Here is a 25,022-nt window from a genome sequence, read left to right on the forward strand (position 1 = left end):
CAGGACTCCCGGGCGACCGGAACGACAGGAGGAACGTCTGATGGCGATCAGGGTTCTCGTGGTCGACGACTCGGTCGTCATCCGTCGGCTCGTCGTCCAGGCGCTCGAGAGTGACCCGGGCATCGAGGTTGCGGGGACGGCGGCGAACGGCCAGCTCGCTCAGAGCAAGTTCGAGCAGCTGCGGCCGGACGTCATCACGATGGACGTCGAGATGCCGATCATGAACGGCGTCGAGGCGGTCCGTGCGCTGCGCGCCAAGGGCGTCCGCGTCCCGATCATCATGTTCTCGACGCTGACGGCGCGCGGTGCGACGGCAACGCTCGACGCGCTCGCTGCCGGGGCGACGGACTACGTCACCAAGCCGGCGAACGTCGGTTCGGTCCAGGAGAGCCTCAAGCAGGTCGCGGAGCAGCTCGGCCCGAAGATCCGGGCGCTCGCTCCGCGGTCGCTCCGCAGCTCGCTGCCCGCCGCACGGCGGGGCGCCCCGGCAGGGACGCCCGAGCCGGTCGTCCGCAAGGCCGTGACGCTGCCGAAGGCGCCGACGCACCCGGTGCGTGCGGTCGTCGTCGGCTCGTCGACCGGAGGGCCCGAGGCCCTGTCCCGGCTCGTGTCCGGCCTGCAGAAGCCGCTGCCGGTGCCGATGTTCGTCGTGCAGCACATGCCGCCGGTGTTCACCGCTCAGCTCGCCGCGCGGCTGGACCGCATGGGACCCTCGACGGTCGTCGAGGCGACCGACGGGATGGTGCCGCGCGCGGGGACGATCTACATCGCCCCGGGCGACTGGCACATGGTCCTCGCCGGGCGGTCGGCGAACACGCACGTCAAGCTCCACCAGGAGCCGCCCGTGAACTTCTGCCGCCCGAGCGTCGACGTGATGTTCCAGTCGGTCCTCGCGTGCTACGGCAAGGACATCCTCGGCGTCGTGCTCACGGGCATGGGGTCGGACGGCAAGGTCGCCTCGGGCGAGATCGTCCAGGCCGGCGGCACCGTCATCTCGCAGGACGAGCAGACCTCGGTCGTGTGGGGCATGCCGGGAGCCGTCGCCGCCGCAGGCGCGACGCACCGGATCCTGCCGATCGACGAGATCGCCCAGGCGATCACCGCGCGCGTGAACCGCGCAGACCAGTTCATCGAAGGGAGGACGGCATGACGCTCACATCCGAGAGCTTTTCGTTCGTCGCCGACCTCGTGCGGCGCAGGAGCGCCATCAGCCTTGCCCCGGGCAAGGAGTACCTGGTGGAGTCGCGGCTGCTGCCGCTGGCCCGCCGGACGGGCAAGTCGGTCGACCAGTACATCGCCGACCTGCGCAGGCGGACCGACATCGACGAGCAGGAGCTCGTCGTCGAGGCCATGACGACCAACGAGACGTCGTGGTTCCGTGACATGCAGCCGTTCACGGCGCTCACGAACCACATCGTCCCGAGCCTCCTCGAGGGTCGGGTGCTGCCGACCCTGAGGATCTGGTCGGCGGCGTGCTCGACGGGCCAGGAGCCGTACTCGATCGCGCTCACGCTCGACGAGTGCCTGCCGCCCTCCGTGCGCGCCGAGATCACCGCGACCGACCTCTCGACCGAGGTTCTCGACAAGGCGCGGTCGGGCTGCTACACCCAGCTCGAGGTGAACCGGGGCCTCCCGGCGAAGCACCTCGTGCAGCACTTCACCCGTGCGGGTGCGCAGTGGGAGATCAGCAAGGAGCTCCGCTCCCGCGTGCGGTTCATCAAGCACAACCTGCTCGACGCCCCACCGACCGGAGGACCGTTCGACATCGTCTTCCTCCGCAACGTCCTCATCTACTTCGAGCTGCCCGTCAAGCAGGACATCCTGCGACGGCTGCGCAGCGTCGTCCGTCCCGGCGGCTACCTGGTCCTCGGTGCAGCCGAGACCACGGTCGGCGTGGACGACACGTGGCAACGCATTCAGGTCGACCGAAGCTCCATCTACCGCCTGGGAACAGGGAGAGACTCATGAAGGCCCTTGTCATCGACGACTCGCGCACCATGCGCCGGATCGTCTCCTCCGTGCTCCGAGGGATCGGGTACGAGGCGATCGAAGCAGGTGACGGCCAGGAAGCTCTCGACGCCCTCCAGGCGAACGACGGCGTCGTCCTGTGCTGCATCGACTGGAACATGCCCGTCATGGACGGCCTGACGTTCGTCACCAAGGTGCGCGAGCGCGCCGAGTGGCGCGACATCACGCTCATGATGGTGACGACCGAGGGGGAGCACGGGCAGATCGTCCGTGCGCTCGCGGCCGGCGCGCACGAGTACCTGATCAAACCGTTCACCCCGGACGCGCTCCGGGACAAGCTGGAGCTGCTCGGGCTGCTCCCCGTCCAGGAGGTCCGATGAGCGCCCTCGACACCACTCTGATCGCTGACCCCTCGCAGATCCTGGGCGTGGCCCAGGACGTCTTCGCCGCGCTGATCGACGACGGCGAGGTCCTCGTCCACGAGGGTGTCGTCCCCGAGTCGTTCGACGTCCCGGTGACGGCGTGGGTCGACATGCTGCGTGCCGACTCGCCCCACGGCGTGCGTACGATGGTCCGGGCGGAGGAGGCGGACGCCCACCTCGTCGTTCGTGCCCTGCTGCGCATGGAGCCTGACGAGGTGGTGGGCGAGGAGGACCTCGTCGACGCGTTCGGCGAGATCGCGAACGTCGTCGGCGGCAACCTGAAGTCGCTTCTGCCCGAGCACGCCGAGCTGACGCTGCCGACCGTGGCCGCGGAGCCCCCGGTGCTCGGACGCGAGATGATGGTGGCGCAGACTCCGCTCGAGTGGCGTGGTTCGTGCTTCGTCATCTCGCTGTGGATGCTGGTCTGAGAGGAAGAACCATGGAGCTGAACGTTCTCGTCGCTGACGACAGCCGCGTCATGCGGCAGATCGTCATCCGTACGCTGCGCCAGGCCGGGTACGACGACTGGCAGATCAGCCAGGCGGCGGACGGCCAGGAGGCGCTCGAGATGGCGCTCGCCGAGCAGCCGGACCTGATCCTGTCCGACTGGAACATGCCGCGCATGAGCGGCATCCAGCTGCTGCAGGCGCTGCGCGCCCAGGGCAGCGACATCCCGCTGGGGTTCGTGACGTCGGAGGGGTCTGTCGAGATGCGCGAGCAGGCGGACGCGGAAGGGGCGCTGTTCCTGGTGTCCAAGCCGTTCACGCCTGAGGCGTTCCGCGACGCGATCGACCCGCTGCTCGCATGAACGGCACCCCGCTCCCCGCAGCGCTCGAGGTGCGTGAGCTCCTCGAGGGTCTCGTCGGTCGTGACTTCGACACCAAGACGGGCGGCCCGATGGTCGACCCGGCCAAGGGTGCGTGCGTGGCCGAGTACGTCGACGACCAGATGCAGCTCGCCGCGATCATCGCCGCGGACCTCGGTCTCGCGTCGGCGGCTGGCTCGGCGATCGGCCTGATCCCGGCGAAGGAGGTCGAGGCGTCCGTCAAGTACAAGGAGATGTCTGCGGCCCAGATCGAGAACTTCTCCGAGATCCTCAACGTCATGGCGTCGCTCTTCAACGCGGACGGCGCCCCGCACCTGCGCCTGACGAACGTCACGCCTCCTGGCCAGGCCCTCGCGGCCGACGCGCAGAAGCTCCTCATGGCGTACGTCCCGCGGCTCGACGTCACGATGGAGATCCCGGGCTACGGAGGCGGCGCGCTGTCCGTCGTCGTCGCGCCGGACTGATCCGCCCCGATCTCCCTCGGGCTGCCTCGGCGGCCCGGGGGAGATCGTGCGTTCATCAGGTGGGAGAGCGGCGCATGAACTTGCGCGCGCGTGGGAATATGCGCCCATGACTTCCTCCCCCTCCACGTCGACGGCGCCGAGGGGTGCTGTCGACCGCTTCTTCAAGATCTCCGAGCGTGGCTCGACGATCGCCGCCGAGGTCCGTGGCGGCCTCGTCACCTTCTTCGCGATGGCGTACATCGTGGCCCTCAACCCCCTGATCATCGGCACGACCCAGGACGGCACGGGCCAGTTCCTCGGCGGCGGTGCAGCCCCGGACCTCGCGAAGGTCGCGGCGGTCACGGCGCTCGCTGCAGGCGTCCTGACGATCCTCATGGGTCTGCTCGCCAACTTCCCGATGGCTCTCGCTGCGGGCCTCGGGCTCAACGCCGTCGTCGCGTTCCAGATCGCGGCCATGCCCGAGATGACCTGGGCCGACGCGATGGGTGTGGTCGTGCTCGAGGGTCTCGTGATCCTGGTCCTCGTCCTCACCGGCTTCCGCACAGCGGTGTTCCGGGCGGTGCCACGCACCCTGAAGGTCGCGATCTCGGTCGGCATCGGCCTGTTCATCACGCTCATCGGCCTCGTCAACGCGGGCTTCGTGCGCAAGGCCCCGAGCGGCGTCGCGCTCGAGCTCGGCATCGGCGGGTCCCTGCAGACGTGGCCGGTCTTCGTGTTCGTCGTCGGTCTCGTGATCGCGATCGTGCTCACGATCCGCGGTGTGCGCGGTGCGCTGCTCATCGCGATCGCCGCGGGCACGGCCCTCGCGTTCGTCATCGAGGCCGTCGCGAAGCTGGGCCCGGCCGTCGAGAACCCGAAGGGCTGGAACCTCAACGTGCCGGGCCTCGACGGCTCGCCCGTCGCGGTGCCGGACTTCTCGCTGCTCGGGCAGTTCTCGCTGCTGGGCTCGTTCGGCAAGCTCGGCATCGTCGCGGTGCTGCTCCTGGTGTTCTCCCTCCTGCTCGCGGACTTCTTCGACACGATGGGCACGATGGTCGCCGTCGGCTCAGAGGCGAAGCTGCTCGACGCCGAGGGCAACCCGCCGAGGTCGACGCAGATCCTCGTCGTGGACTCGATCGCCGCGGCAGTCGGCGGCATGGCGTCGACGTCGTCGAACACGAGCTACGTCGAGTCGACGTCGGGTGTCGCAGCGGGAGCGCGCACGGGCCTCGCGTCGGTCGTCACGGGCGTGTGCTTCCTGCTCGCGACGTTCCTCGCGCCGCTCGTCCAGCTCATCCCGAACGAGGCGGCCGCGCCCGCGCTCGTGATCGTCGGCTACCTGATGATGACGCAGGTCCTCGACATCGACTGGAAGGCTCCCGACGTCGCGATCCCCGCGTTCCTCACGCTCGCCGTGATGCCGTTCTCCTACTCGATCACTGCGGGGATCGGCGTGGGCTTCATCGCGCACGTGGTCGTGAAGCTCGCGAAGGGCGAGGTGCGGCGCATCCACCCGCTCATGTGGGTCGCTTCCCTGATGTTCATCGCGTATTTCACGATCGAGCCCCTCAAGGCCCTCCTGGCTGGGTAGTGTCGTCAGCGACGTCCTGCGGCCCCGTACGCTTGAAGCGTGCGGGGCCGTAGTCGTGGACGCCCAGCACGGGGAGGGACTCGATGTACCGCCTGACGAACGCGGTGAAGTACTACGACTGGGGCTCGACGACGGCGATCCCCGGCTTCCTGGGGACGGAGCCCGACGGGCGCCCGGTCGCCGAGGTCTGGATGGGGGCTCACCCGTCGGGGCCGTCGTGGGCAGCCGGCCGCAGCCTCCTGGAGATGATCGAGTCGGAGCCAGCCGAGATGCTCGGCGAGCGGGTGGTGGGGGAGCACGGTCCGCGGCTGCCCTTCCTCTTCAAGATCCTCGCCGCGTCCCGGCCGCTGTCGCTGCAGGTGCACCCGAACCGCGCGCAGGCGATCGAGGGTTTCGCACGCGAGAATGCGGCCGACGTCCCGCTCGCGATGCGCGAGCGCAGCTTCCACGACGACCAGCACAAGCCGGAGATGCTCCTCGCGCTGACCCGGTTCGAAGGGTTGTGCGGGTTCCGCAGCCCGCGCCGGGTCCTGGAGCTCCTGGAGCCGCTCGGTGGCCCGCTCGCGGAGACGATCCGTACGGCGCTGCTCGCCGACCCGTCGGCCCGCGGCACGCAGGCGGCCTTCGAGGGCGTCCTCGAGGCGCGCGGGAGCGTGGCGCCCTCGGACATCGAGGAGACGGTCAAGGGGTGCGAGGCGCAGCTCGTCACCGGGTTCGGTGACCACCGTGCCTACGGCACCGTGGTCGCGCTCGCGCACTGGTACCCGGGTGACCCGGGTGCCGTCGCGTCTCTCATGCTCAACCGTTTCACGCTCGAGCCGGGGGAGAGCGCGTTCGTGGGGGCTGGAGTCGTGCACGCGTACCTCGCAGGTCTGGGGCTCGAGACGATGGCGAGCTCGGACAACGTGCTGCGTGCTGGCCTGACGCACAAGAAGATCGACGTCGCCGCCCTGCTCGAGTGCACGGTGTACGACGACAGCCCGGTCGTGCGTCCGGTTCCTGTGCCGGGGCGGGGCGGGCAGCCTGCGACGATCCGCGCGGAGGCGCGGGAGTTCGCGCTCGCGCTGGCGGCGCCGGCGCGAGCGGGCGGTCCTCAGTACGTGACGCAGGACGGTCCGCGCGTAGCCGTGTGCACGCGAGGCTCGCTCGGGCTGCGCGCGGCCGACGGCTCAGAGCTCGCGCTCACGAAGGGCGAGTCCGTGTTCGTCCCTCACTCGGCGGGGCGTCTCGAGGTGCGCGGCGACGGCGAGGCGGTCGTGGTCTTCGTCCCGTGAGCGGGTGGTCTTCGCCGTCGGCGGTGTGAGGCCGGGGCGATCACGTGCCTCGGGTCCGGGGTGTCCACCTACGTTGGACGCATGGTGCGAGGCAGGTGGAGCCGACGGCGGCTGCTGACGGTGATGGCGTTGTCGCTCGCGGGGCTGCTGGTCCTGGGGGCCGGGGTCGTCGCCGGCGGTGTCCTGTGGGCGGACAGCCGCATCGAACGGATCAGCGACCCGTTCGCGGGGCTCGACGACGCTGAGCGCCCGACGGTCGCCCCCGAGGTGGCGCAGGGCGACGGTGCTCCGCTCAACTTTCTCGTGCTCGGCTCGGACTCCCGCATCTCCGCGGGTTCCCCTGAGGACTGGGAGGTCGGCGCGCAGCGCACGGACGCGATCATGGTCGTGCACGTCGCAGCGGACCGCCGTGACGTGACCGTCGTCGGCATCCCGCGCGACTCGTGGGTGCCGATCCCGGGCCATGGCGAGGCCAAGATCAACGCTGCGTACTCGTGGGGCGGGCCTGCGCTGATGATCCGCACGGTCGAGCAGCTGCTCGACGTGCGGATCGACCACTTCGCGGTCGCGGACTTCGAGTCGTTCAAGGACCTGACAGATGCGCTCGGTGGGGTCCAGGTGTCCGTCCCCGAGGACACGTACTCGAAGGGCGAGCTCGTCGTGAAGGCGGGAGAGCAGCGTCTCGACGGCGAGCAGGCGCTCGCGTACACGAGGCAGCGGTACGGGCTGCCCGGCGGCGACCTCGACCGGATGCGGCGCCAGCAGGCGTGGATGCGGTCGATCGTCCAGGAGACCGCGACGACCGGGACCCTCTCGAACCCGGTGCGGCTCGCCAACCTCGTCGAGATCATCACCGGTGCCGTCGCGGTCGACGACAGCCTGGACCGGGAGGCGCTCCTGTCGCTCGCGACGAGTCTGCGGCACCTGCGGGGTGACGACGTGGAGCTCTTGACGGTCCCGCTCGCGGGGTTCGGCTGGAGCCCCGACGGGAAGCAGTCGATCGTCGAGCTGGACCACGGGGGGCTCGAGCTGCTCGCCGAGACGATCGCCGACGACACGGTCGACGACTACGTTCGCGACAACGCGGAGGAGCTCAACGTGCTGGACGGCGTCGTCCGGTAGTGACCCAGATCCCCCTATCTTTACCTCAGGTAATGAACTAAGGTAACGATCTGTGGGGATGGACGACGAGTGCAGCAAGCCGAAGCGACGTGGGACCTCTCAGGCCTCGCTCGGACGTGACCTCGCGGCCGCGCTCACGAAGGTCAACCGCCGCATGCGCGCCGCACGGGGCGAGCAGTCGCTCTCCGAGGGGCAGCTCGGCGTCCTGACCGCCCTCGACCGGCACGGGTCGATGTCGCCGGGCGCGCTCGCCGAGCACGAGCACGTGCGCCCGCCGGCGATGACCCGCACCGTCGCGCACCTCACCGAGATGGGGTTCGTGGCGAAGGTCGACCACCCGACCGACCGTCGCCAGGTGCTCGTCGAGCTCAACGACGCGGGCCGCGCGGTGATCGCCGAGGTGCGTCGCCGCCGCGACCAGTGGTTGACCCAGCAGCTCGGTGCACTGACCTCGGAAGAGCGAGCCCTCCTCGCAGACGCTACGAAACTGATGACACGGATCGCCAACGCATGAGCCAGACCTTCGCCTCCCTCAAGTTCTTCAACTACCGCGTGTGGTTCGTCGCCGCACTCATCGCCAACATCGGCACCTGGATGCAGCGTGTCGCCCAGGACTGGCTGGTCCTGACCGACCTCTCGAACAGCTCCGGCGTCGCCGTCGGCGTCGTCACCGCGCTGCAGTTCGCCCCCGCGCTCTTCCTCTCCCCGTGGGCGGGCGTCCTCGCCGACCGGCTCGACAACCGTCGCCTCCTCATGGTCACCCAGGGTGCGCAGGGAGTCCTCGCCCTCGCCCTCGGTGGCCTGGTCCTGAGCGGCCGCGCCGAGCTCTGGCACGTGTACGTCCTCGCGACGCTCCTCGGCGTCGCGACCGCGTTCGACGGACCTGCCCGTCAGACGTTCGTCGCCTCGATGGTGCCGGACTCAGGCCTGCCGAACGCCGTCGCGCTCAACTCGGCGTCGTTCAACGCGGCGCGCATGATCGGCCCCGGCCTCGCCGGCTTGCTCATCGCCGCCGTGGGGGGCACCGGCTGGGTCTTCCTCATCAACGGCGTGTCCTTCGCCGCGACGATCGGCGCCATGATGCTCATGCGTCGCACCGAGCTGCGCCCCCGGCCGCGCGTCGAGCGCGCGAAGGGCCAGCTGCGCGCGGGTGTCGCCTACGTCCGGCACCGCTCGGACATCATGGTCATCATGATCGTCGCGGGCGTCGTGTCTGCGCTCGGACTCAACTTCCAGCTCACGTCCGCCCTCATGGCGACGACCGTGTTCGGCAAGGGAGCGGGGGAGTACGGCATCCTCGGCTCGATCCTGGCGATCGGCTCGCTCGGCGGAGCGCTGATGGCGGCGCGGCGCAAGCGTCCGCGCGTGCGACTCGTCATCGGCGCCGCGTTCGCGTTCGGTCTCGCAGCGGGCGCGATGTCCCTCATGCCGACGTACGCGACCTTCGCCGTCGCGTCGATCGTCGTCGGCTTCTGCACGCTGACGATGCTCACCTCGGCGAACGCCGCGATCCAGGTCAGCACCGACCCCGCGTTCCGCGGCCGCGTCATGTCGCTCTACATGATGGTGCTCATGGGCTCGACCCCGCTCGGCTCGCCGCTCGTCGGCTGGATCGGGCAGACGTTCGGCGCACGCTGGTCGATCGGCGTCGGCGCGATCGCGTCGCTCGTCGTCGCGGTGGGCGCGCTCCTGTGGACGCGCAAGCACTGGAACTTCGAGCTGCGCTACCGCGTCAGCGGGCGGCCGCACGTGCAGGTGCACTACCTCCCGCCCGTCGACTCACGGGCTGCCGTCCTGCGTTCCGAGGCCACCGAGCAGTCGCGGGACACGGCGACCGCGGCGTAGCTCTGCGCCTGGGCCCGCACCCCGTGGTGGGCTGGATCGGGGACCTGCGTCGGACCCGCTGGGCTGACGGCGATCGGGTTCTGGAGCAGGGCGAGGGCGTTGTTCGCCGCCCATACCATCACCCGGATCGCCTGCGTGGACCTCAGAGGCCCGACGCTAGTCCCGCCCGTAGATGTCCCGGGTGTACACCTTGCTCGCGATGTCCGCGAGCTCCTCTGCCTGTCGGTTCGCGACGACGACGTCGGCGCACGCCTTGAACTCTTCCAGGTCTCGGATCACGGGAGAGCCGAAGAACTCGGTGTCCGCAAGGCTCGGCTCGTAGACGACCACCTGGATGCCCTTGGCCTTGATGCGCTTCATGACACCCTGGATCGACGAAGCCCGGAAGTTGTCCGAGCCGGCCTTCATCACCAGGCGGTACATCCCGACGACCTTCGGCTTCCGACGCAGGATGTCGTCGGCGACGAAGTTCTTGCGGGTCGTGTTCGACTCGACGATCGCTGAGATCAGGTTCTGGGGGACGTCGCGGTAGTTCGCGAGCAGCTGCTTGGCATCCTTCGGGAGGCAGTAGCCGCCGTATCCGAACGACGGGTTGTTGTAGTGAGTGCCGATGCGGGGGTCGAGACCGACGCCCTCGATGATCTGTGCCGTGTCGAGCCCGTGCGTCGCGGCGTACGTGTCCAGCTCGTTGAAGTAGGCGACGCGCAGCGCGAGGTACGTGTTGGCGAACAGCTTGATCGCTTCTGCCTCCGTCGAGTCCGTGATGAGCACGGGGACGTGGGGCTCGAGCGCGCCAGCGCGCAGGACCTCGGCGAAGACCTGTCCGCGCGGGGAGCTGTCGCCGACGACGATCCGCGACGGGTGCAGGTTGTCGTGAAGGGCCTGTCCCTCACGCAGGAACTCCGGGGAGAACGCGATCCCGGCATCCGGGTACCGAGCCCGTAGGCCTGCCGTGAAGCCGACCGGAACGGTGGACTTGATCACCACGTACGCGCCCGGGTTCACGCTGAGGACCTGGCTGACGACACTCTCGACCGACGACGTGTCGAAGTAGTTCGTCTCCACGTCGTAGTCGGTAGGTGTCGCGACGATGACGATCTCCGCCGCGGCGTAGGCAGCGTCTGCCTCCGTGGTCGCCGTGATGTTGAGCGGGACGTTGGCGAGGTGATGCTCGATGTCGCGATCCTCGAGAGGCGAGCGCCCCTCGTTGATGGCCGCGACCCTCTCGCCGTCGATGTCGACCGCAGTGACCTCGTGGTGGCGTCCCAACAACACCGCGAGCGAGAGTCCGACGTAGCCTGTGCCAGCAACTGCGATCTTCATGAGTTCCAGCCTAGAGGATCACGCCGCGACAACCGGGCCACGCCCCGGGACCCAGGGAGTGGTGCGGTGTGGCCCGACCTATCAGCGGCGCTCCTGGTCCAGCAGTCCCAAGAGGTAGCTGCCGTAACCGGACTTGGCGAGGGCGGTACCCCGCTCAGCAAGCTCTTCGTCGGAGAGGAACCCACGGCGCCACGCGATCTCCTCAGGGGCGCCGATCTTGAGCCCTTGGCGGTTCTCGATGGTTCGCACGAAGTCGCCTGCCTCAAGGAGGGAGTCAAATGTGCCGGTGTCGAGCCACGCGGTGCCGCGGGGCAGCACGCCGACCTGGAGACGACCCTGGCGGAGATACTCCTTGTTGACGTCCGTGATCTCGTACTCGCCTCGTGGTGAGGGTGCGAGCGCCTTGGCGATCTCCACGACGTCGTTGTCGTAGAAGTAGAGGCCGGGCACCGCATACGAGCTTCTCGGGTGCGTGGGCTTCTCTTCGAGGGAGAGCGCGTGCCCTGCATCGTCGAACTCGACGACGCCGTAGGACGAGGCGTCCGCGACGCGATAGGCGAAGACAGCGCCGCCGTCGACGTCGGCGAAGCGCTGGAGCTGCGACCCGAGACCCGGGCCGTAGAAGATGTTGTCGCCGAGCACGAGCGCGGCCTTCTCTGAGCCGATGAACTCCTCGCCCAGGACGAATGCCTGCGCGAGCCCGTTGGGCTCCGCCTGGACGGTGTACTCGATGGAGATCCCGAACTGTGAGCCGTCACCCAGAAGCCGCTCGAACTGCTCTGCGTCGTGCGGCGTGGTGATCACGAGAACGTCACGGATGCCCGCGAGCAGCAGCGTCGACAGGGGGTAGTAGATCATCGGCTTGTCGTACACCGGCACGAGCTGCTTGCTGACGCCAAGAGTGATGGGGTGCAGTCGAGTGCCGGAGCCGCCGGCCAGGATGATTCCACGCATGGTGACCATGATGCCGCATCGAGGTTGCCCGTGGTCGGATCTGCCCGAGCCTGCGGGTCAGGGAACCTCGGCCAGGTCGCCACGGAGATAGCACGCGAGCACGTCGGCGTACGTGGCACGGATGCCAGCCTCGTGCGTGGTCCGTCGGGCCCCCACGACCTCGTGGGCGTAGCGCGAGACCACGCGGAGGTCCCGGACGTGCGCGGCGGTGTCGACCGGAGGGACATGGAGCTCGCCTGCCCGGCGGTGGCTGATCTGCCGGACGAGCGCCGTCAGTGCGCCGATCGACAGCGCCGACCCGTGGGAGAGGTGCCGCACCCGCGACGAGAGGTCCCCGTCAGCTTCCGCGCGTGCGAGGAATGCGGCTGCCAGCTTGGCGGCGTCGTCGACGTAGAGATAGTCGCGGAGCGTGTCGAGGGGAGCGAACACCTGCACCGTCTGGCGTCGGACAGCCTGCAGGCAGAGCTTCGAGACGAGTCCCTGGTTCTTCGTCAGGTCCTGGCCGGGGCCGAACAACGTGCTGATCCTGCCGAGGACATGGGGAAGGCGACCGGAGAGCGCCGCGGACGTGACCTGCTCGTTGGCCCGCTTGGCCCGCGCGTACGCACTCGTGGGTGCAGGCGCAGTCGACTCGTCGTAAGGCCCGAGCCTGTGGCCGGCGTACACCGAGGCCGACGACGCGAGGAAGAACGCGCCGCGGCCGGAGCAGGCCCGCGCCGCGAGCGCACGGACGAGTCCGTCGAGGACGGCCGTCTCGCGCTCGAACAGGCTGGGGTCGGATCCGATGACGCCAGCTCCCGCCGCCCAGAAGATCGACCACCGTCCTCCGTCGGCGGCCGCGAGGAAGCGGTCCAGGTCCTCGCACAGCGTCCGGACGGCATCAGGCGCGTCGTCCCAAGGCACGCGGGCGCCAGCGAAGAGGCGCGTGCCAGCGCTCCCGGCGAGGTGACGATCGAGCGCGCGCCCGAGGAGCCCTGACCGCCCGACCACCCAGACGAGGTGGGTGTCCATTCAGTCCTCCGCAGCCGCCCGCTGGCCGAACCGCTTGGCGGGATCCTCGAGGGTGACGTAGTTCGGACGCCCCATCGACATGCTCGCAGCGAGACCGAGGTACTCGGCGATGATGCCCAGAGAGCCGAGCGTCACGCCACCGATGACGAGGACGCACACGATCACGGACGTCCAGCCGGCGACGTCAGGTGCACCAGTGATGCGGGCTGCCACCAACCAGGCCGCGAACAGCAGGCCCCCGACCGCGCACAGGCTCCCGAAGGCCGACACCAGTCGCAGGGGGCGGTTGCCGGAGGACAGGACGAGCCGCCAGAAGTGGGAGACCAGGGAACGGAGTCGGTAGTTGGCCGCCTCCCGGCCCTCGGACCGCATGTTCACGCTGATCGTGGCGACGTCGGTCGTCACCCAGCCGAGCGCGATGTCGAGGTAGACGTTCGGACCCGCGTACGCCGAGACGGCCCGCCCGACATCCCCGGCGATCAGTCGGTACGAGTGGAAGGCAGGCGTGTCTCGGGAGGTCAGGAGCGGCAGGACGAGGCGCTTGGCGATCCAGGACGCGGCGTTGCGCAGCGCGCCGTGCGGCGGCGAGTTGCCGGGTGCCGCATAGACGAGGTTGGCGCGCTCGGCGTACGCGGCGTCGATCAGGAGGGCGATCGCGGCGGGGTCGTGCTGGCCGTCCTCGTCCATCGTGACGATCCAGTCGCCGCCCGAGGCGCCCATCCCAGCGATGGTCGCGGCGTGCTGACCGAAGTTTCGGGAGAGCCATACCGGCCGGACCCACGGCTTCTCGGCGGCAAGCGCGCGGATCGCCCGGTCGGAGTCGTCAGGCCCGTGGTCCCACACCAGCAGCACCTCGTGGATGACGAACTCGCGCCCGGCGGGCGTCACCTGCGCGCTGCGGAGGCCCTCGAGCTCGGCGATCAGGGGCGGGAGCGTGGCCGCCCCCCGGTAGACGGGGATCACGACGCTGACAGACACGGGCGACGGAGCGGGACGCTGCGTGCTGGCCAAAGCACCCTCCACTGGTTGGTCGCCCCTGGGCGATCGATCGGCTGACGTCGACCTCCGGACCCAGCTCTTGGACCGTCGCGAAGGCACGCGACAGCACCGGTGCGCCCGAGCGACGGTCCCATGCTAGCCGTGCCGGGGCAGCGTCGATGGACGAGAGGCGTCAGCGGCGACCTCGTCGCGGCTACAGTTGATCTGCTCAGGGCCGCCCTGGGTGATGCCTGCCCCGGCGTCTGTCGACGGTCACCGACCGGTTAGAACGTGAGGCGTGAACGTGATCCGACCAGTCCGCGGCACAGGCCGCACCCGGGCGGTCCGTGCGATCCTCGCCGACCGGCGCGTCGCCTACGTGATCGTCGGAGGGCTCAACACCCTGCTCGGCACGGCCTGGTTCGTCGCCTTCCAGCTGCTGTTCCAGGCGCTGGACGTCGGTCGCTTCGACTACATGGCCGCCCTGGTCTGCGCCCAGGCGGCTTCCATCATGACGTCGTTCCTGGCGCAGCGGTACTTCGTCTTCAGGGTCCGCGGGCACTTCTGGGCAGACCTCGCGCGCTTCGCCACCGTCAGCATGACTGCCTTCGGCGTGAACCTCGCCCTGCTACCGATCTGCGTGGAGCTCCTCGGGTGGCCGAAGATCCCCGCGCAGCTCGCGGTCACGGCGATCATCGCCGTCGCGACGTACATCGCCCACCGGGACTTCTCGTTCCGGCGGCCTGGCACGGCCCCGAGCCCGGGCGACGACGTCCGCACCGATACGGGGCGCACCGACACGGAGGCACTCTCATGAACCCGCGCGTCTCGATCGTGGTCCCGGCATACAACAACGGGGCCGTGATCGCCGAGACCTTGTCATCGATCCTCGCGCAGACCTGGCAGGACCTCGACATCGTCGTCGCCGACCATGCCTCCACGGACGACACCCTCAGCGTCATCCAGCGGTTCGCAGCCACGGACGAGCGCATCCGGGTGTTCTCCACCCCAGCGGGGGGCGGTGCCCTGCGGAACTGGAACCGCGTGACAGAGCTTGCGCATGGCGAGCTGATCAAGCTCGTCTGCGGCGACGACGTGCTGTATCCCACCATCGTGGAGGAGCAGGTCGCCGAGTTCGACAAGGCGTCCGCCGAGGGGCGCCCGGTAGTTCTCGTCGCCTCGCAGCGGGACCTGATCGACACGACAGGCAGCACGTTCGTCCGTGCGCGCGGCCTGGGTGCCCTCGACGGCCGCACCGACGGCAAGGTCGCGCTGAGGGCCACGGTGCGCGCGGGTGGGAATCTCTTCGGGGAGCCCGCCTGCGTGCTTCTGCGCCGCGAGACCCTCGTAGCTGCCGGAGGCTGGCACGACCTCCGCTACTACCTCGATCTCGGGGGATACGCGGGAGTGCTGGCGGCTGGCGACATGATCGCGCTCCGGCGTCCCCTCGCCGCGTTCCGTGTGGGCGGGGGACAGTGGTCCGTCAGGCTCGCCGGACAGCAGGCAGCCGACGCCGCCCGGTTCCACCGCATCGCCCAAGGGCTCGCGCCAGACGTCATCACCGACACAGACGTGCGGATGGGGGACTGGCGCGCGAAGATCCTCGCTCTCCAGCGCCGCGCCGCCTACGTCTTCCTGAGTGCACGGGCGGGACTGCGGTCGAGCGCACGCTGACCGAGCGGTCAGCGTCGCGCAGGATCCGGCATCTCGTACAGCACGATCGTCGGGCCTGCCGTCACGTCGCCGGCCACGCCGCGAGCGACGTGCCGGAGCTGCCGCACCACGTTCAACGGCTCGAGAGGGGTGACGGCGGCGTCGATGTTCGAGGAGCTCCAGCGGCGGACCTCGACGAACTGCTCGTCAAGCTGCTCGTAGAACTCCTGCTCGCGCGCGTAGCGCGCCTCCCGCAGATAGCGCCCGTACATCCCGCTGCTCGTCACGACGTACCGTGCCCGCGGCGCGCGCTCGTCGTCGGCGCTGACCCGCAACCTCCCATCGACCGTCTCGAAGCTGTCGAAGATCGGCCACGGTGCTCCCGGGAGCAAGGGCGTGTAGCCCTCGTAGACCGTGTTGTCCTGGGTGATCCCGTTCGCCTCGAAGTACTTGAGAGCCTCGGCACGGTTGTCGGGCGCGGTGAATCCCACGAGGGCAGCGGCCGACGTCGCGATCTGGTTCGCGAGCACGATGCCGACCACCGTCGCGGCAACCGGAGCCGCAGCACGCCCGAGCCGCGCTGCGCGGAGCACCTCAGCCAGGTGGGCCATGCCGACCGGGGCGAGCAGGAGCACCGTCGTGTACATCGGGAGTCCCCAGCGGTTCCAGTGCAGCGTCAGCACGCTGATCCCGAGCCACATGACGACACCAATGAGGTAGGGGAGCGCGATCAGCACACGTTGCGTGACCAAGCGCCATGCGCCGAGCAGCGCGAGCAGGGTCATGAGCACTCCGAAGTACCGGAAGCCGTCGTCGGCGTAGAAGCCGAGGTTGCCGAAGAACCCGAGTCCGTCTGCACCGAGGTGTCCCGTGGAGTTCTGGCCGACGAGCTGCTCGCGAACGGCGGTGAAGTTCGTGAACAGGACCGGCGACAGCACGAAGACGCAGACGAGGAACGCCACCGGTGCCACGAGCAGATGAGCGACGGTGCGGCGTCCTGCGTGGTCGCGCAGGCCGGCGGCGATGACGCACGCCGCGACGATGACGCCCGCGAGCGCGCCCGGGTACTTCGCGATGAACCCGACCGCCACTGCCGCGCACGCTGAGAGAAGCCACACCCAGCCCGGGCTCTCCATGTATCGCATGCACGCGTACACCACGATGAGCCCTGCCAGCACGAGCGGGACGTCTGGGGTGGCGTAGTGGCTGTTGCTGATCAACGGGGGGAAGAACGCGATCGTGGCGGCTGTCAGGACGCCGATGCGCGGCGACAGACGCCGACCGATCATCATCCCGAGCGGGATGCACAGGATGCCCAGCGCCGCGATGACCGCTCGGGCGATCAGGTAGAAGGGCGCCTGATCGTCCGCGTAGACCAGCTCGGGCGGGGCTCCGTGGACGAGATACCCGTACAACATGTATGCGAAGTACGTGAGCTGGATCTCGAGGTGGTCGGGGCGCGAGAACGCCGCAGGCTCGAAGGAGTTGCGTTCAGCCATGTCGATCGCGCCGCGGACGACGACCCACTCGTCCGGGTGGAGCTGCAGGGGCAGGCCCCAGCCGAGGCCGACGAGCCGCAGGACGGATCCGCCAGCGAGGACGATCACGAACCAGAACCAAGGGTTGAGCGTGAACCGAGGCAGCCGGGAGCGGATACGCGCACGCGCGGGAGCGTCCGTGGCGTCCCGTCGTCCCGTGGTGATCGGCACGGTCACGTCGTCGGCTCCGAAGCCCGGTCGCGGCGCAGGGCGTGCACTGCCTCGACCAGCGTGAGTGCACGGGCCTCGAAGCTGTGCTCAGCTCCCACCCGGTGGGCGAGAGCGATCCTGGTCGCGTCGTCAGGGAACGCAGCTGCGAGGCCTGTCGGTGAGGCGAGGGCGACCAGGTCTTCGGGGCTCGAGTACTCGAGGACAGCGCCGTCGAACAGCTCGCTGATCCCGGTGACGGGGTCGCTGACGACCCGGGCGCCGCTGGCCACAGCGTCGAAGATGCGGTTGGCGATGAACCCGTCACGTGCCATGTCGGTCCAGTGGTCGTTGAGGACGACCCCGGCCCCGCGATACAGGTCGCCCAGCTGCTCGTTCGGGAAGTACGTGCCCTGGTGGAGCGACGCGGGGATGTAGGGCTCCCACCGCGTTCCCCAGACCTTCGGTTCGAGTCCTGCCCGGATGGCGTCCATGACGATCGCACGCGGGTGGTCGTGACGTGCCTGTCCGACGAAGACGACGTCGTCCGTGCGCCCGGCACCGTCACCCTGGGGGTGGAAGACGCGTGGATCGGTCGCCTGATGCAGGACCCGCACCTGCGTGCCCGTTGCTGCAGTCATCCGCGCGGCCCACGTGTGCGAGGCGGCGAACACGAGGTCGAAGCCGGCGATCTCCTCGGCGGAGACCTCGTCCGGGTGGCTGATCACCCACAGGATGTTGAGGCGGCCGGGCTGAGGGCTCGCCACGTCAAGGCCTCGCACGACGAGGGCGACGTCGTCGAAGGCGCTCGCGGGACCGTGATGCGCCCCATGACGCATGACGACGGCTTCTTGACCCGCCTTCCGCAGCCCGGCTGCCAAGGCCTCGCAGAAGTGCGTGTCCCCCCAGGCATCGCCGCGAGGGCCGGCGTTCGCCGAGTTCTTGATGCTCCAGCGCAGGCGAGGAACGAGGTTGCCGCCGCCCAGGTCCACCGAGTCACGGAACGGCGTGCGGATGACGACGGGCCGTGGCGCCGCGTACGGCGGCGCGTCGAGGCCCATCGCCACGATCTGGAGCCCCACCGCATGGTAGAGATGCCCCTCGGCCTTCGGGAGACGGCCGCGCCACCGGGCCATGAAGATCCGCCGGTTCTCGCGGATGTTCGCGCCTCGTCCTGGCGTCTTGCTCTCGTGGTGCTCGATCACTGAGGTCGTCGCGACGGCGAAGCGTCGGCCGGTGAGCTCCGTGGCGCGGAGGCAGAGGTCGACGTCCTCCATCCCGTTGACGTAGATCGGGTCGAAGCCCTTGAGGGCGATGACGGTTCTGGCGTCGTAGAGGGTCGCCGCTGCCGTGACCGCGGAGAACTCGAGCGGCGCGACCTTGGCCGCATCTTCGCGCGGGCTGTGGGCCAGCAGGTGGACCGGAAGGGCGTCGTCGGCGGGGAACACCGTGCCCGCCGCCTGGATCGTGTCGTCAGGGTAGAGGAGGAGCGGCTGCACGCCGACGACGTCACCCTGCCTGAGACGTTCGACGAGGGGAGCGAGCCAGCCGTCGCGGGTGACGGTGTCGTTGTTCAGGAACAGGATCAGCTCGCCGGTCGACTCCCGGACCCCGATGTTCGACCCGATGGCGAAGTTGAGGTTTCGGGGCGTGCGGACGAGACGGACGCGGTCGATGCCTGCGAACATGGCGCTGAGCGCGAGCGACACCTGGGCCGAGGAACCGTTGTCCACGACGATGACCTCGACGTCGGCCCCTGCGCATGTCGACAAGACTGCATCGACGGCGTGGCCGGTCATGCGTGAGTCCTGGTAGGTCGGGATGACGACCGACACGCGCCCGGAGGTGCGCTGGTCCGCCGTCGCACGCAGCTCGTCCCAGTCCACGAGAGCCTTGCCGAGCACGGCGAACTGCCAGTGGTCGGACTCCGAGGTCGTGATCCGGACGTCGTCGGAGGCGGCGGCGTCGTCGTCGTAGTCACAGCCGATGAAGGGCAAGCACTGGGGTGTCGTGAGTCGTGCGACCCGGATCGCGTAGTCGTGGTCGACCCATCGGCGCAGCGCCGTGTCGAAAGGGCCCACCTCGCGCGCGATCTCTCGATCGACCACGAGGACGTTGAGGTCGATGTGGTTGAGGACGAGCAGGTGGTCTATGTCGCCGCGGTAGGCGCGATAGGTGACGGTGTCGTCGCCGCGGAGCAGTCGTGTCCCGGAGTATCCCGCGCGGATACCGTCCCGGTGCATTGCGCGCAGCATGGAGTCGAGGAAGTGTGGGCGCCACTGGTTGTCGGAGTCGAGGAAGGCGACGTAGGCCCCCCGGGCGATCTCGAGGGCACTGTTCCGGCTCGCGCAGACGCCGCTGTGCTCGTTCGCGACGACGCGGATCCTCGGGTCCGAGCTCGCGAACTGCCTGAGGACGGCGAGCGTGTCGTCGGTCGACCCGTCGTCGACCACGACGAGCTCCCAGTCCTGGAACGTCTGGGCCTGGATCGAGCGCACAGCGTCGGTGACGCGTGCCCCTCGGTTCCACACCGGCATGATCACAGAGACTGTTGGCGCACCGACCGGTGGCAGCGGCGACGCGCTCACGTCGGCGAGCCACGCCGCCTCGGCGTCCGCGTCCCACTCCGCGGTCGTGCGCGAGCGGGTGAGACCTGCTTGGGTCGCGACACGCGAGGCGCTGGCGACCATGGTCGACCGGGCCTCGCCCCAGGTGACCTGGCGGTGCTCCGGCGCATAGGCGAGGGGAAGCCTCGTCTCGGGGGTCAGGAGTGCGACGAAGGCCTCGACGATGCCCCATCGTTCGCCGGGCTCCAGAGCCTGACCGTCCAAGGGGCCCAGGAGAGTCGACGGGTCGAACAAGGGGGACCAGGGCTTGTCGAGCCCGTCGGTGCGCAGGTAGTCGAGCACGGCAGACAACGATCCGCTGCGCCACGCGGTCGTGACGTGGCCAGGTAGCGTCCCCATGCTGATCAGCGGATGCGGCGAGTACCCCCGCCTGTGGCCGACCTTGACGAGGTGTCGAGCAGCAGCCTCGGGGCTCTTGAACTGGCGCCCCGTCTGGGCAGCATAGAACTCCGCGTCGAAGAGGCCGGACTCGACGAGGAGCCGCCATGCCGGTGGCTTCGTCGCGGTATCGGTCTTCGAGGGCCCTGCCACCAGTCGGCGCGAGCCCCGGAGGAGCCTCCTCAACAATGGCATGGGCGTGTGCCTGACTGGCATCGTGCGGGTGGTCCTCTCAGGTTCGGCAGGCTGCACCTGCGAACGTCGTCCTGTGGCACTTCGGGCATCGGTCCAGAGCGACCCTACGGCAGATGCACCTGCATCGTGGTAGATCGTGGCTGGCGGGAGATGACCTCGAGGGAGCGCCCGGCGACCGACCCGGTGGTCCAGCTCTTGACGACGGCCTGCTCGTCGGGGCGGTCGGTGTCATCGAGCACGATGAGCGAGCCATCGCGCAGGTGTCGCGCCAACAGTGGGAATGCGGGCTGACGGCTCATCGGCTGTGCATCTCCGGGAGGGCCGTCCACCAGGACGATGTCAAGCTCTGGAATGTCGGTCAGGGTCTGTGTCGAGTACCACATGTCCTCACCGTCAGAGAATGGGGCGAGCGGGGCGATCCGAAGGTCGACGAGGTCGTCGAGACCGAGCCGCCGCAGCTCCTGCCTCGTCTGGTTCCCGAAACGCGGGTCGTGCTCGAGCGAGATCAGGTGCCCGCCTCCGCGGGCGCGCAGGGCGGAAGCGATCCAGACCGAAGAAGCGCCTGACCCGCACTCGAGGACGGTGGGGTGGGCGTCAGCCTCGAGGATCGCGGCGACCAGGACGTGGAGCGTCGTCGCTGTCGCAGCCCACCCGCCCAGCGTGGGCCACCGGACGGGGCCCGGGCCAGCGACACGGTCGGCCATCTGGGACAGGTCGAGGACCGCGGACGGCACCTGCTCGACCGCTGTCGTGAGGTTGACCGTCCTCCGGTACGTCATGGCGAGGGTACGGTCGATCCGGTCGAGCAGCTCGGAGTGCCGCTCGACCGCTCTGCTGACCGGGACCCCGCGGCTCGGGGCCTGACCCACCGAGCCGAGAGAGTGCTCGAGGAATGCGGCAGAGGCCTCGACGCGCGTCTCCAGCCGGGCCAGGGTGAGGTCCTGGACAGCGAGGCGCTGGGAGTCCTTGCGTGCGAGCTTCTCCGACGCACCTGCCCAGCGATCCAGGTCGTGCTGGAGAGCGCGGAGGTGCCGATTCGTCTCACGCGATGTCGAGCGCACCAGCTGGGCGAGAGCGCGCGCGCTGAGGAAGAGAGCGACGCACAGGTTCACCAGCGCGAGCGCGACGAGCGTCACCGCGGTCTCGAGCTTGCCGAGCCCGCCGGCAAGTGCGGCTCCTGACGCCACCAGGATTGTCGTGGCGTAGCCGAGCCTCCGCGCGAAGTGCATGACAGTTCCCTTCGGGACGTGACGCGGCGTCAACTGCGCCGGAGTCGGCGACTGAGCTCGGCAAGCATCCCACGAGCCCCCGCGCGGATCATGGCGGCACTGGCGCGGAATCCCCTCGGTGCGGCGCCCTGTGGGGCAGGTCGCGGAGCGGTGCGGCGGGACTCCTTCTCGAGCCTGGCGATCTTCTTCGTCAGCTGCCGCTCTCGCTCGGCGGGGCCAGGTACAGGTTCGTCCGTCGGCGCGGACACGTCGAGAGCGGTGAGGGCGCCCTCGAGGGCAGGAGTCCACCAGATCCCCCAGACGGCGTCGATCTGCGTCTGCAGGTCGCCTGCCGGGAGGTTCCTGCTGGCGCGCTCGTGCGCGGCCGTGCGCAACAGGCTCACCGGCGCGTCCGGGCCCGGCATCCGCACGAGGCCCGCATCGTGCTCGCCGGCGAGCTTGACGAGCTCGCCCAGGACGCCGGGGCAGAGCGCTGCGCTCACGGGGACGTCCAGTCGGAACGCCGCGGGAAACACGTCCTGGGGAGCATGCTCGACGAGCGAGACGCGCGGCTCGCCCTCGAGCCACTCGCGCAGCAGCCGGAGCTCGAGGTCCGGATCGTCGAGAGGCGGGCGTCGGCCGTCGTGCAGGCGAGACCACGGGGCGACGAGCGAGACGTGCAGGTCCGTGAAGCTCGACGCCAGGAGATGGTCGACGCACACGCGAGCGCGCGCCGCGTCGACCTCCTGCGCGACGACGACGGCGTGAACCATCGGGACGCGCCAGACGCGCCCACCCGTCGTGCGTCGACGACGGATGAGCGGTGCACGCTGTGCCAGGTAGGGCTTGTCGTGGTGCAGGACGTCGTCGAGTCGACGCTGAGCGTTCGTCGGCCCCAGGTGCCACGCGACAGCGTCACGGGCTGGCACGAACACCGCCCCGCGTGCTGCGAGCCGGTAGGCGAGGTCGGAGTCCTCGCCGAGAGCCAGCGACGTGTCCATACCGCCCGACGCCATGTAGAGGTCGCGTGAGACCGAGCCGGCCGCGCCGGTGAAGGTGGAAAAGACGTACGGGCTGTCGGTGTTCAGGTCGTCGGTGCGGGCGTAGACGTCCTCGACCCACTGGCTCCTTGTGCCGTCCACCTCGAGCTGCCGGGCCAGGTCCTCGTCGGTCGTTGCACCGGCGATGTCCGACGGCGCGACGTCCCACGAGTCGACAAAGCGGATGTCGCCCTTCGTCGCGACGTCCTTCAGCCGATCGTGCCATCGCAGGTGGGCAGTGAGATGGTCCGCCGGGACGACGATGTCGGAGTCGAGCCAGACGAGGATCTCGCCTGTCGTCGCGAGCACGCCCTCGTGGCACGCATTGGCTCGGCCCCAGCCCTTCTCGGGGCGGATGATGCGCGTGTTCTTGTGGTGGACCTCGGGAAGGACGTATGGCTCGGGAGAGCCGTCGTCCACCACGACTACCTCGACGAGGTCCTCTGGATAGTCCTGACGGGCCAACGAGGCCATCGTGAGGTCGAGCGTGTCGGCTGAGCCGAAGGCGGGGACGATCACGGCGACCGTGCGGTGCGGGCGCCAGTCGTGCGGCAGGTCGATCATCGCGTCACGCCATCTGTTCCGGCGAGCGACGCCCGGAACTCCTGACGTGCGGACCCCAGTCTGTTCCCCTTGTGACACCGCTGTAGAGTAACAGCCGATTATCGGCGACCGAGGAGGGGTGGGGGCGTGGCAGGTTCTGAGCCGATGGTCGCCGACAGCAGCGTCTCTCTCGGCGATCTGCTCGACGTGCTCGAGCGGCTTCCCTCTGGTGAGCCGGTGGAACTGACGCTCGCCGACCTCGACGACCTGCGCGCCCTGACCGTCCTCGCTATCGACCGGTTGCCGGCCACCACGGTGCGGATCACCGTCAAGCGCTACCGTCCCCCGCTCGCACGCTGGCGCGGGTCGCTGGGCTACCTCCCGGGCCTGGCGTCGTCTCGAGTCTCCTGGCCGGCGGCTCGGACCGGCCCGGTCGAGGTGGAGGTCGTGCTCCGCGAGCCTCTCGACCTCTCCACCGTTGCGGCGGCGGTCTGCGACATGCTTGTCCCCACCAACGTCGCGGCCTTCTGGGGCTCGCCCCAGCTCGCCGTCGCCCCGGGGACCGGCGCTGACGTCCTCGCGCTGCTGCCGCAGCCATGGGCGCTGCGACCGCAGGTCGAACCCGAGCCTGACGTGCTTCTCGCCACCGACATCCTCCTGGCTCCGCCAGACTTCGACGCCTCCGGCATCCAGCATCGGAGCCGCCTCGACGTCGCGCCAGGGCCCGCGCTCGGCGGGACGGCCGGTCCGCTCATCGACCTCAGGAAGCACAACCCGATCGGGCGGCTCGGCAAGGTTGGCGGCGAGTGGCCGGCGCGCAGGGCGCGGATCGCCACCACGGGCGTCGACCGGTGGGTCCTGTCCGTCGAGGGCGAGCCGGTCGTGGTTCTTGACAACCGGGCTGAGATTCCGTCGTCGGTCGTCGAGCTGCTCAGGCCGTGCTCGACGCTGGACCTCAGCAGCATCGACGAGCCCGCGGACCCCGCGACGGCGGGCGCCCTCGCCACGAGGCTCGCCGAGCTCGCCGCTACCGGGGTCGTCCTGCACAGCGGAGCACACCTCGTCCAGCACGTCCCGACGCTCGCGTCGACGGTCCGCGACATCATGGGACGCGCAGCAGCGCCCGCGTCCGGTTTTGCCAACCTTGCCCTCTCGGTCGAGCAGCGTCGCGCGTCGATGCGCGAGCACGCGGGCGTTCTCGCGCTGGGGCGTGCGGCGGAAGGGCTCGGAGCGGCGCGCATGCTCCCGCACGTCACCGCGCTGCTCGTGACGAACAGGCCCGAGCTGGTCGAACATGCGGTCGGGTTGATGGTCGCGCAGACCTACCCGTACCTCGACGTCCTGGTCGTCACGCACGGGAGAAGTGCGCCGGACACGAAAGCATGGTCCGACGAGGCGCGAGCGAAGCTCTCGGGGTGCATCGAGCTCCCGGCTTCGGTGCCGTTCGGCGACGCGCTCGCGCTGGCGACCGAGAGGGCGGCGGGGCCGCTCGTGCTGAAGATCGACGACGACGACCACTACGGGCCGGAGTTCGTGTGGGACCTCGTCCTCGCGCGGCTCTTCTCGGGAGCCCAGGTCGTCGGGAAGCAGGCGGAGTTCACCTACCTCGAACCGTTCGACGTGACGGTCAGGCGCGGCTTCGGGGTGGAGACATACTCCGAGCAGGTGGCGGGCGGCACGATGCTCATGTCGGTCGCGGACATCGCGCAGGTCGGAGGATGGCGAGGTGTGCCGCGCGCCGTCGACCGTGCTCTGATGCAGCGGTTCGTCAAGGCCGGCGGGGTGACATATGTCGACCGAGGCATCGGTTTCGTCTACGTGCGGCACGGCCGCGGGCACACGTGGAGGGCCGACGCGGGGCACTTCCTGCGCAACGCCAGGGAACAGTGGTCCGGACTCTTCCTGCCCGCGCTCGGCTGACCTGAGAGGCCCTGCG

22 protein-coding genes are annotated in these 25,022 nt (G+C 69.5%); 14 read left to right on the forward strand and 8 right to left on the reverse strand.

What is annotated here, in order from left to right:
- Nucleotides 1-40: 40 nt before the first annotated feature.
- From AC4F3Q_RS09750 to AC4F3Q_RS09800, 11 genes are all read left to right on the forward strand, one after another.
- The gene (locus AC4F3Q_RS09750; protein ID WP_491039795.1) at nt 41-1,150 is read left to right on the forward strand and encodes a protein-glutamate methylesterase/protein-glutamine glutaminase; all 1,110 of its coding nucleotides are present in this window, start codon (nt 41-43) and stop codon (nt 1,148-1,150) included.
- Nucleotides 1,147-1,968, forward strand: a complete 822-nt coding sequence (locus AC4F3Q_RS09755) for a CheR family methyltransferase (RefSeq protein WP_491039796.1) — start codon at nt 1,147-1,149, stop codon at nt 1,966-1,968. Before AC4F3Q_RS09750 ends, AC4F3Q_RS09755 begins: the two co-directional genes overlap by 4 nt.
- Nucleotides 1,965-2,348, forward strand: a complete 384-nt coding sequence (locus AC4F3Q_RS09760; RefSeq protein WP_168447658.1) for a response regulator — start codon at nt 1,965-1,967, stop codon at nt 2,346-2,348. The genes AC4F3Q_RS09755 and AC4F3Q_RS09760 overlap by 4 nt, the downstream gene beginning before the upstream one ends.
- Nucleotides 2,345-2,818 (forward strand): chemotaxis protein CheX, encoded by a 474-nt coding sequence (locus tag AC4F3Q_RS09765; RefSeq protein WP_491039797.1) that lies wholly within the window; start codon nt 2,345-2,347, stop codon nt 2,816-2,818. The genes AC4F3Q_RS09760 and AC4F3Q_RS09765 overlap by 4 nt, the downstream gene beginning before the upstream one ends.
- Before the next feature lie 11 nt (nt 2,819-2,829).
- The gene (locus AC4F3Q_RS09770) at nt 2,830-3,198 is read left to right on the forward strand and encodes a response regulator (protein WP_210727388.1); all 369 of its coding nucleotides are present in this window, start codon (nt 2,830-2,832) and stop codon (nt 3,196-3,198) included.
- Nucleotides 3,195-3,680: a hypothetical protein gene (locus AC4F3Q_RS09775; protein WP_491039798.1), complete on the forward strand. Its 486-nt coding sequence runs from the start codon at nt 3,195-3,197 to the stop codon at nt 3,678-3,680. Before AC4F3Q_RS09770 ends, AC4F3Q_RS09775 begins: the two co-directional genes overlap by 4 nt.
- Nucleotides 3,681-3,786: 106 nt before the next feature.
- Nucleotides 3,787-5,250: an NCS2 family permease gene (locus AC4F3Q_RS09780; protein ID WP_491039799.1), complete on the forward strand. Its 1,464-nt coding sequence runs from the start codon at nt 3,787-3,789 to the stop codon at nt 5,248-5,250.
- An 83-nt stretch (nt 5,251-5,333) separates the two neighbouring features.
- Complete coding sequence (manA, locus tag AC4F3Q_RS09785; protein WP_491039800.1) at nt 5,334-6,524, forward strand: mannose-6-phosphate isomerase, class I; 1,191 nt, start codon at nt 5,334-5,336, stop codon at nt 6,522-6,524.
- A gap of 81 nt (nt 6,525-6,605) precedes the next feature.
- On the forward strand, nt 6,606-7,646 hold the full coding sequence (locus AC4F3Q_RS09790; protein WP_491039801.1) for an LCP family protein: 1,041 nt from the start codon (nt 6,606-6,608) through the stop codon (nt 7,644-7,646).
- A gap of 58 nt (nt 7,647-7,704) precedes the next feature.
- Complete coding sequence (locus AC4F3Q_RS09795; RefSeq protein WP_168447663.1) at nt 7,705-8,160, forward strand: MarR family winged helix-turn-helix transcriptional regulator; 456 nt, start codon at nt 7,705-7,707, stop codon at nt 8,158-8,160.
- Nucleotides 8,157-9,491 (forward strand): MFS transporter, encoded by a 1,335-nt coding sequence (locus AC4F3Q_RS09800; RefSeq protein WP_491039802.1) that lies wholly within the window; start codon nt 8,157-8,159, stop codon nt 9,489-9,491. Before AC4F3Q_RS09795 ends, AC4F3Q_RS09800 begins: the two co-directional genes overlap by 4 nt.
- Nucleotides 9,492-9,647: 156 nt before the next feature.
- Here the strand turns inward: AC4F3Q_RS09800 and AC4F3Q_RS09805 are convergent, their stop codons facing one another.
- The 4 genes from AC4F3Q_RS09805 to AC4F3Q_RS09820 form a co-directional block, all read right to left on the reverse strand.
- Nucleotides 9,648-10,814, reverse strand: coding sequence for a nucleotide sugar dehydrogenase (locus AC4F3Q_RS09805; protein WP_168447665.1), 1,167 nt, complete (start codon nt 10,812-10,814; stop codon nt 9,648-9,650).
- An 81-nt stretch (nt 10,815-10,895) separates the two neighbouring features.
- Nucleotides 10,896-11,768 carry a glucose-1-phosphate thymidylyltransferase RfbA gene (gene rfbA, locus AC4F3Q_RS09810; protein WP_491039803.1) on the reverse strand — a complete coding sequence of 291 codons (873 nt, stop codon included), beginning with the start codon at nt 11,766-11,768 and terminating at the stop codon, nt 10,896-10,898.
- A gap of 57 nt (nt 11,769-11,825) precedes the next feature.
- On the reverse strand, nt 11,826-12,779 hold the full coding sequence (locus tag AC4F3Q_RS09815; RefSeq protein WP_491039804.1) for an NAD-dependent epimerase/dehydratase family protein: 954 nt from the start codon (nt 12,777-12,779) through the stop codon (nt 11,826-11,828).
- Nucleotides 12,780-13,790, reverse strand: coding sequence for a glycosyltransferase (locus AC4F3Q_RS09820; protein WP_491039805.1), 1,011 nt, complete (start codon nt 13,788-13,790; stop codon nt 12,780-12,782).
- 271 nt (nt 13,791-14,061) lie between these two features.
- Here AC4F3Q_RS09820 and AC4F3Q_RS09825 point away from each other — a divergent pair, with 271 nt between their 5' ends.
- The gene (locus AC4F3Q_RS09825) at nt 14,062-14,574 is read left to right on the forward strand and encodes a GtrA family protein (protein ID WP_491039806.1); all 513 of its coding nucleotides are present in this window, start codon (nt 14,062-14,064) and stop codon (nt 14,572-14,574) included.
- A complete protein-coding gene (locus tag AC4F3Q_RS09830; protein WP_491039807.1) occupies nt 14,571-15,431 on the forward strand; it encodes a glycosyltransferase family 2 protein in 861 nt (286 codons plus the stop codon). Before AC4F3Q_RS09825 ends, AC4F3Q_RS09830 begins: the two co-directional genes overlap by 4 nt.
- 8 nt (nt 15,432-15,439) lie before the next feature.
- On the opposite strand, the gene AC4F3Q_RS09835 is transcribed toward AC4F3Q_RS09830, so the two are convergent.
- The 4 genes from AC4F3Q_RS09835 to AC4F3Q_RS09850 form a co-directional block, all read right to left on the reverse strand.
- The gene (locus AC4F3Q_RS09835; protein WP_491039808.1) at nt 15,440-17,119 is read right to left on the reverse strand and encodes an ArnT family glycosyltransferase; all 1,680 of its coding nucleotides are present in this window, start codon (nt 17,117-17,119) and stop codon (nt 15,440-15,442) included.
- A gap of 2 nt (nt 17,120-17,121) precedes the next feature.
- Nucleotides 17,122-20,061: a glycosyltransferase gene (locus AC4F3Q_RS09840; RefSeq protein WP_491039809.1), complete on the reverse strand. Its 2,940-nt coding sequence runs from the start codon at nt 20,059-20,061 to the stop codon at nt 17,122-17,124.
- A 338-nt stretch (nt 20,062-20,399) separates the two neighbouring features.
- On the reverse strand, nt 20,400-21,524 hold the full coding sequence (locus tag AC4F3Q_RS09845) for an O-methyltransferase (RefSeq protein WP_491039810.1): 1,125 nt from the start codon (nt 21,522-21,524) through the stop codon (nt 20,400-20,402).
- A gap of 29 nt (nt 21,525-21,553) precedes the next feature.
- A complete protein-coding gene (locus AC4F3Q_RS09850; RefSeq protein WP_491039811.1) occupies nt 21,554-23,107 on the reverse strand; it encodes a glycosyltransferase family 2 protein in 1,554 nt (517 codons plus the stop codon).
- 126 nt (nt 23,108-23,233) lie between these two features.
- Between AC4F3Q_RS09850 and AC4F3Q_RS09855 the strand changes: the two genes are divergently transcribed.
- A complete protein-coding gene (locus tag AC4F3Q_RS09855; RefSeq protein WP_491039812.1) occupies nt 23,234-25,006 on the forward strand; it encodes a glycosyltransferase family 2 protein in 1,773 nt (590 codons plus the stop codon).
- The last annotated feature ends 16 nt before the right edge of the window (nt 25,007-25,022 follow it).

It is taken from the genome of Flavimobilis sp. BM9 (genome assembly GCF_058313055.1).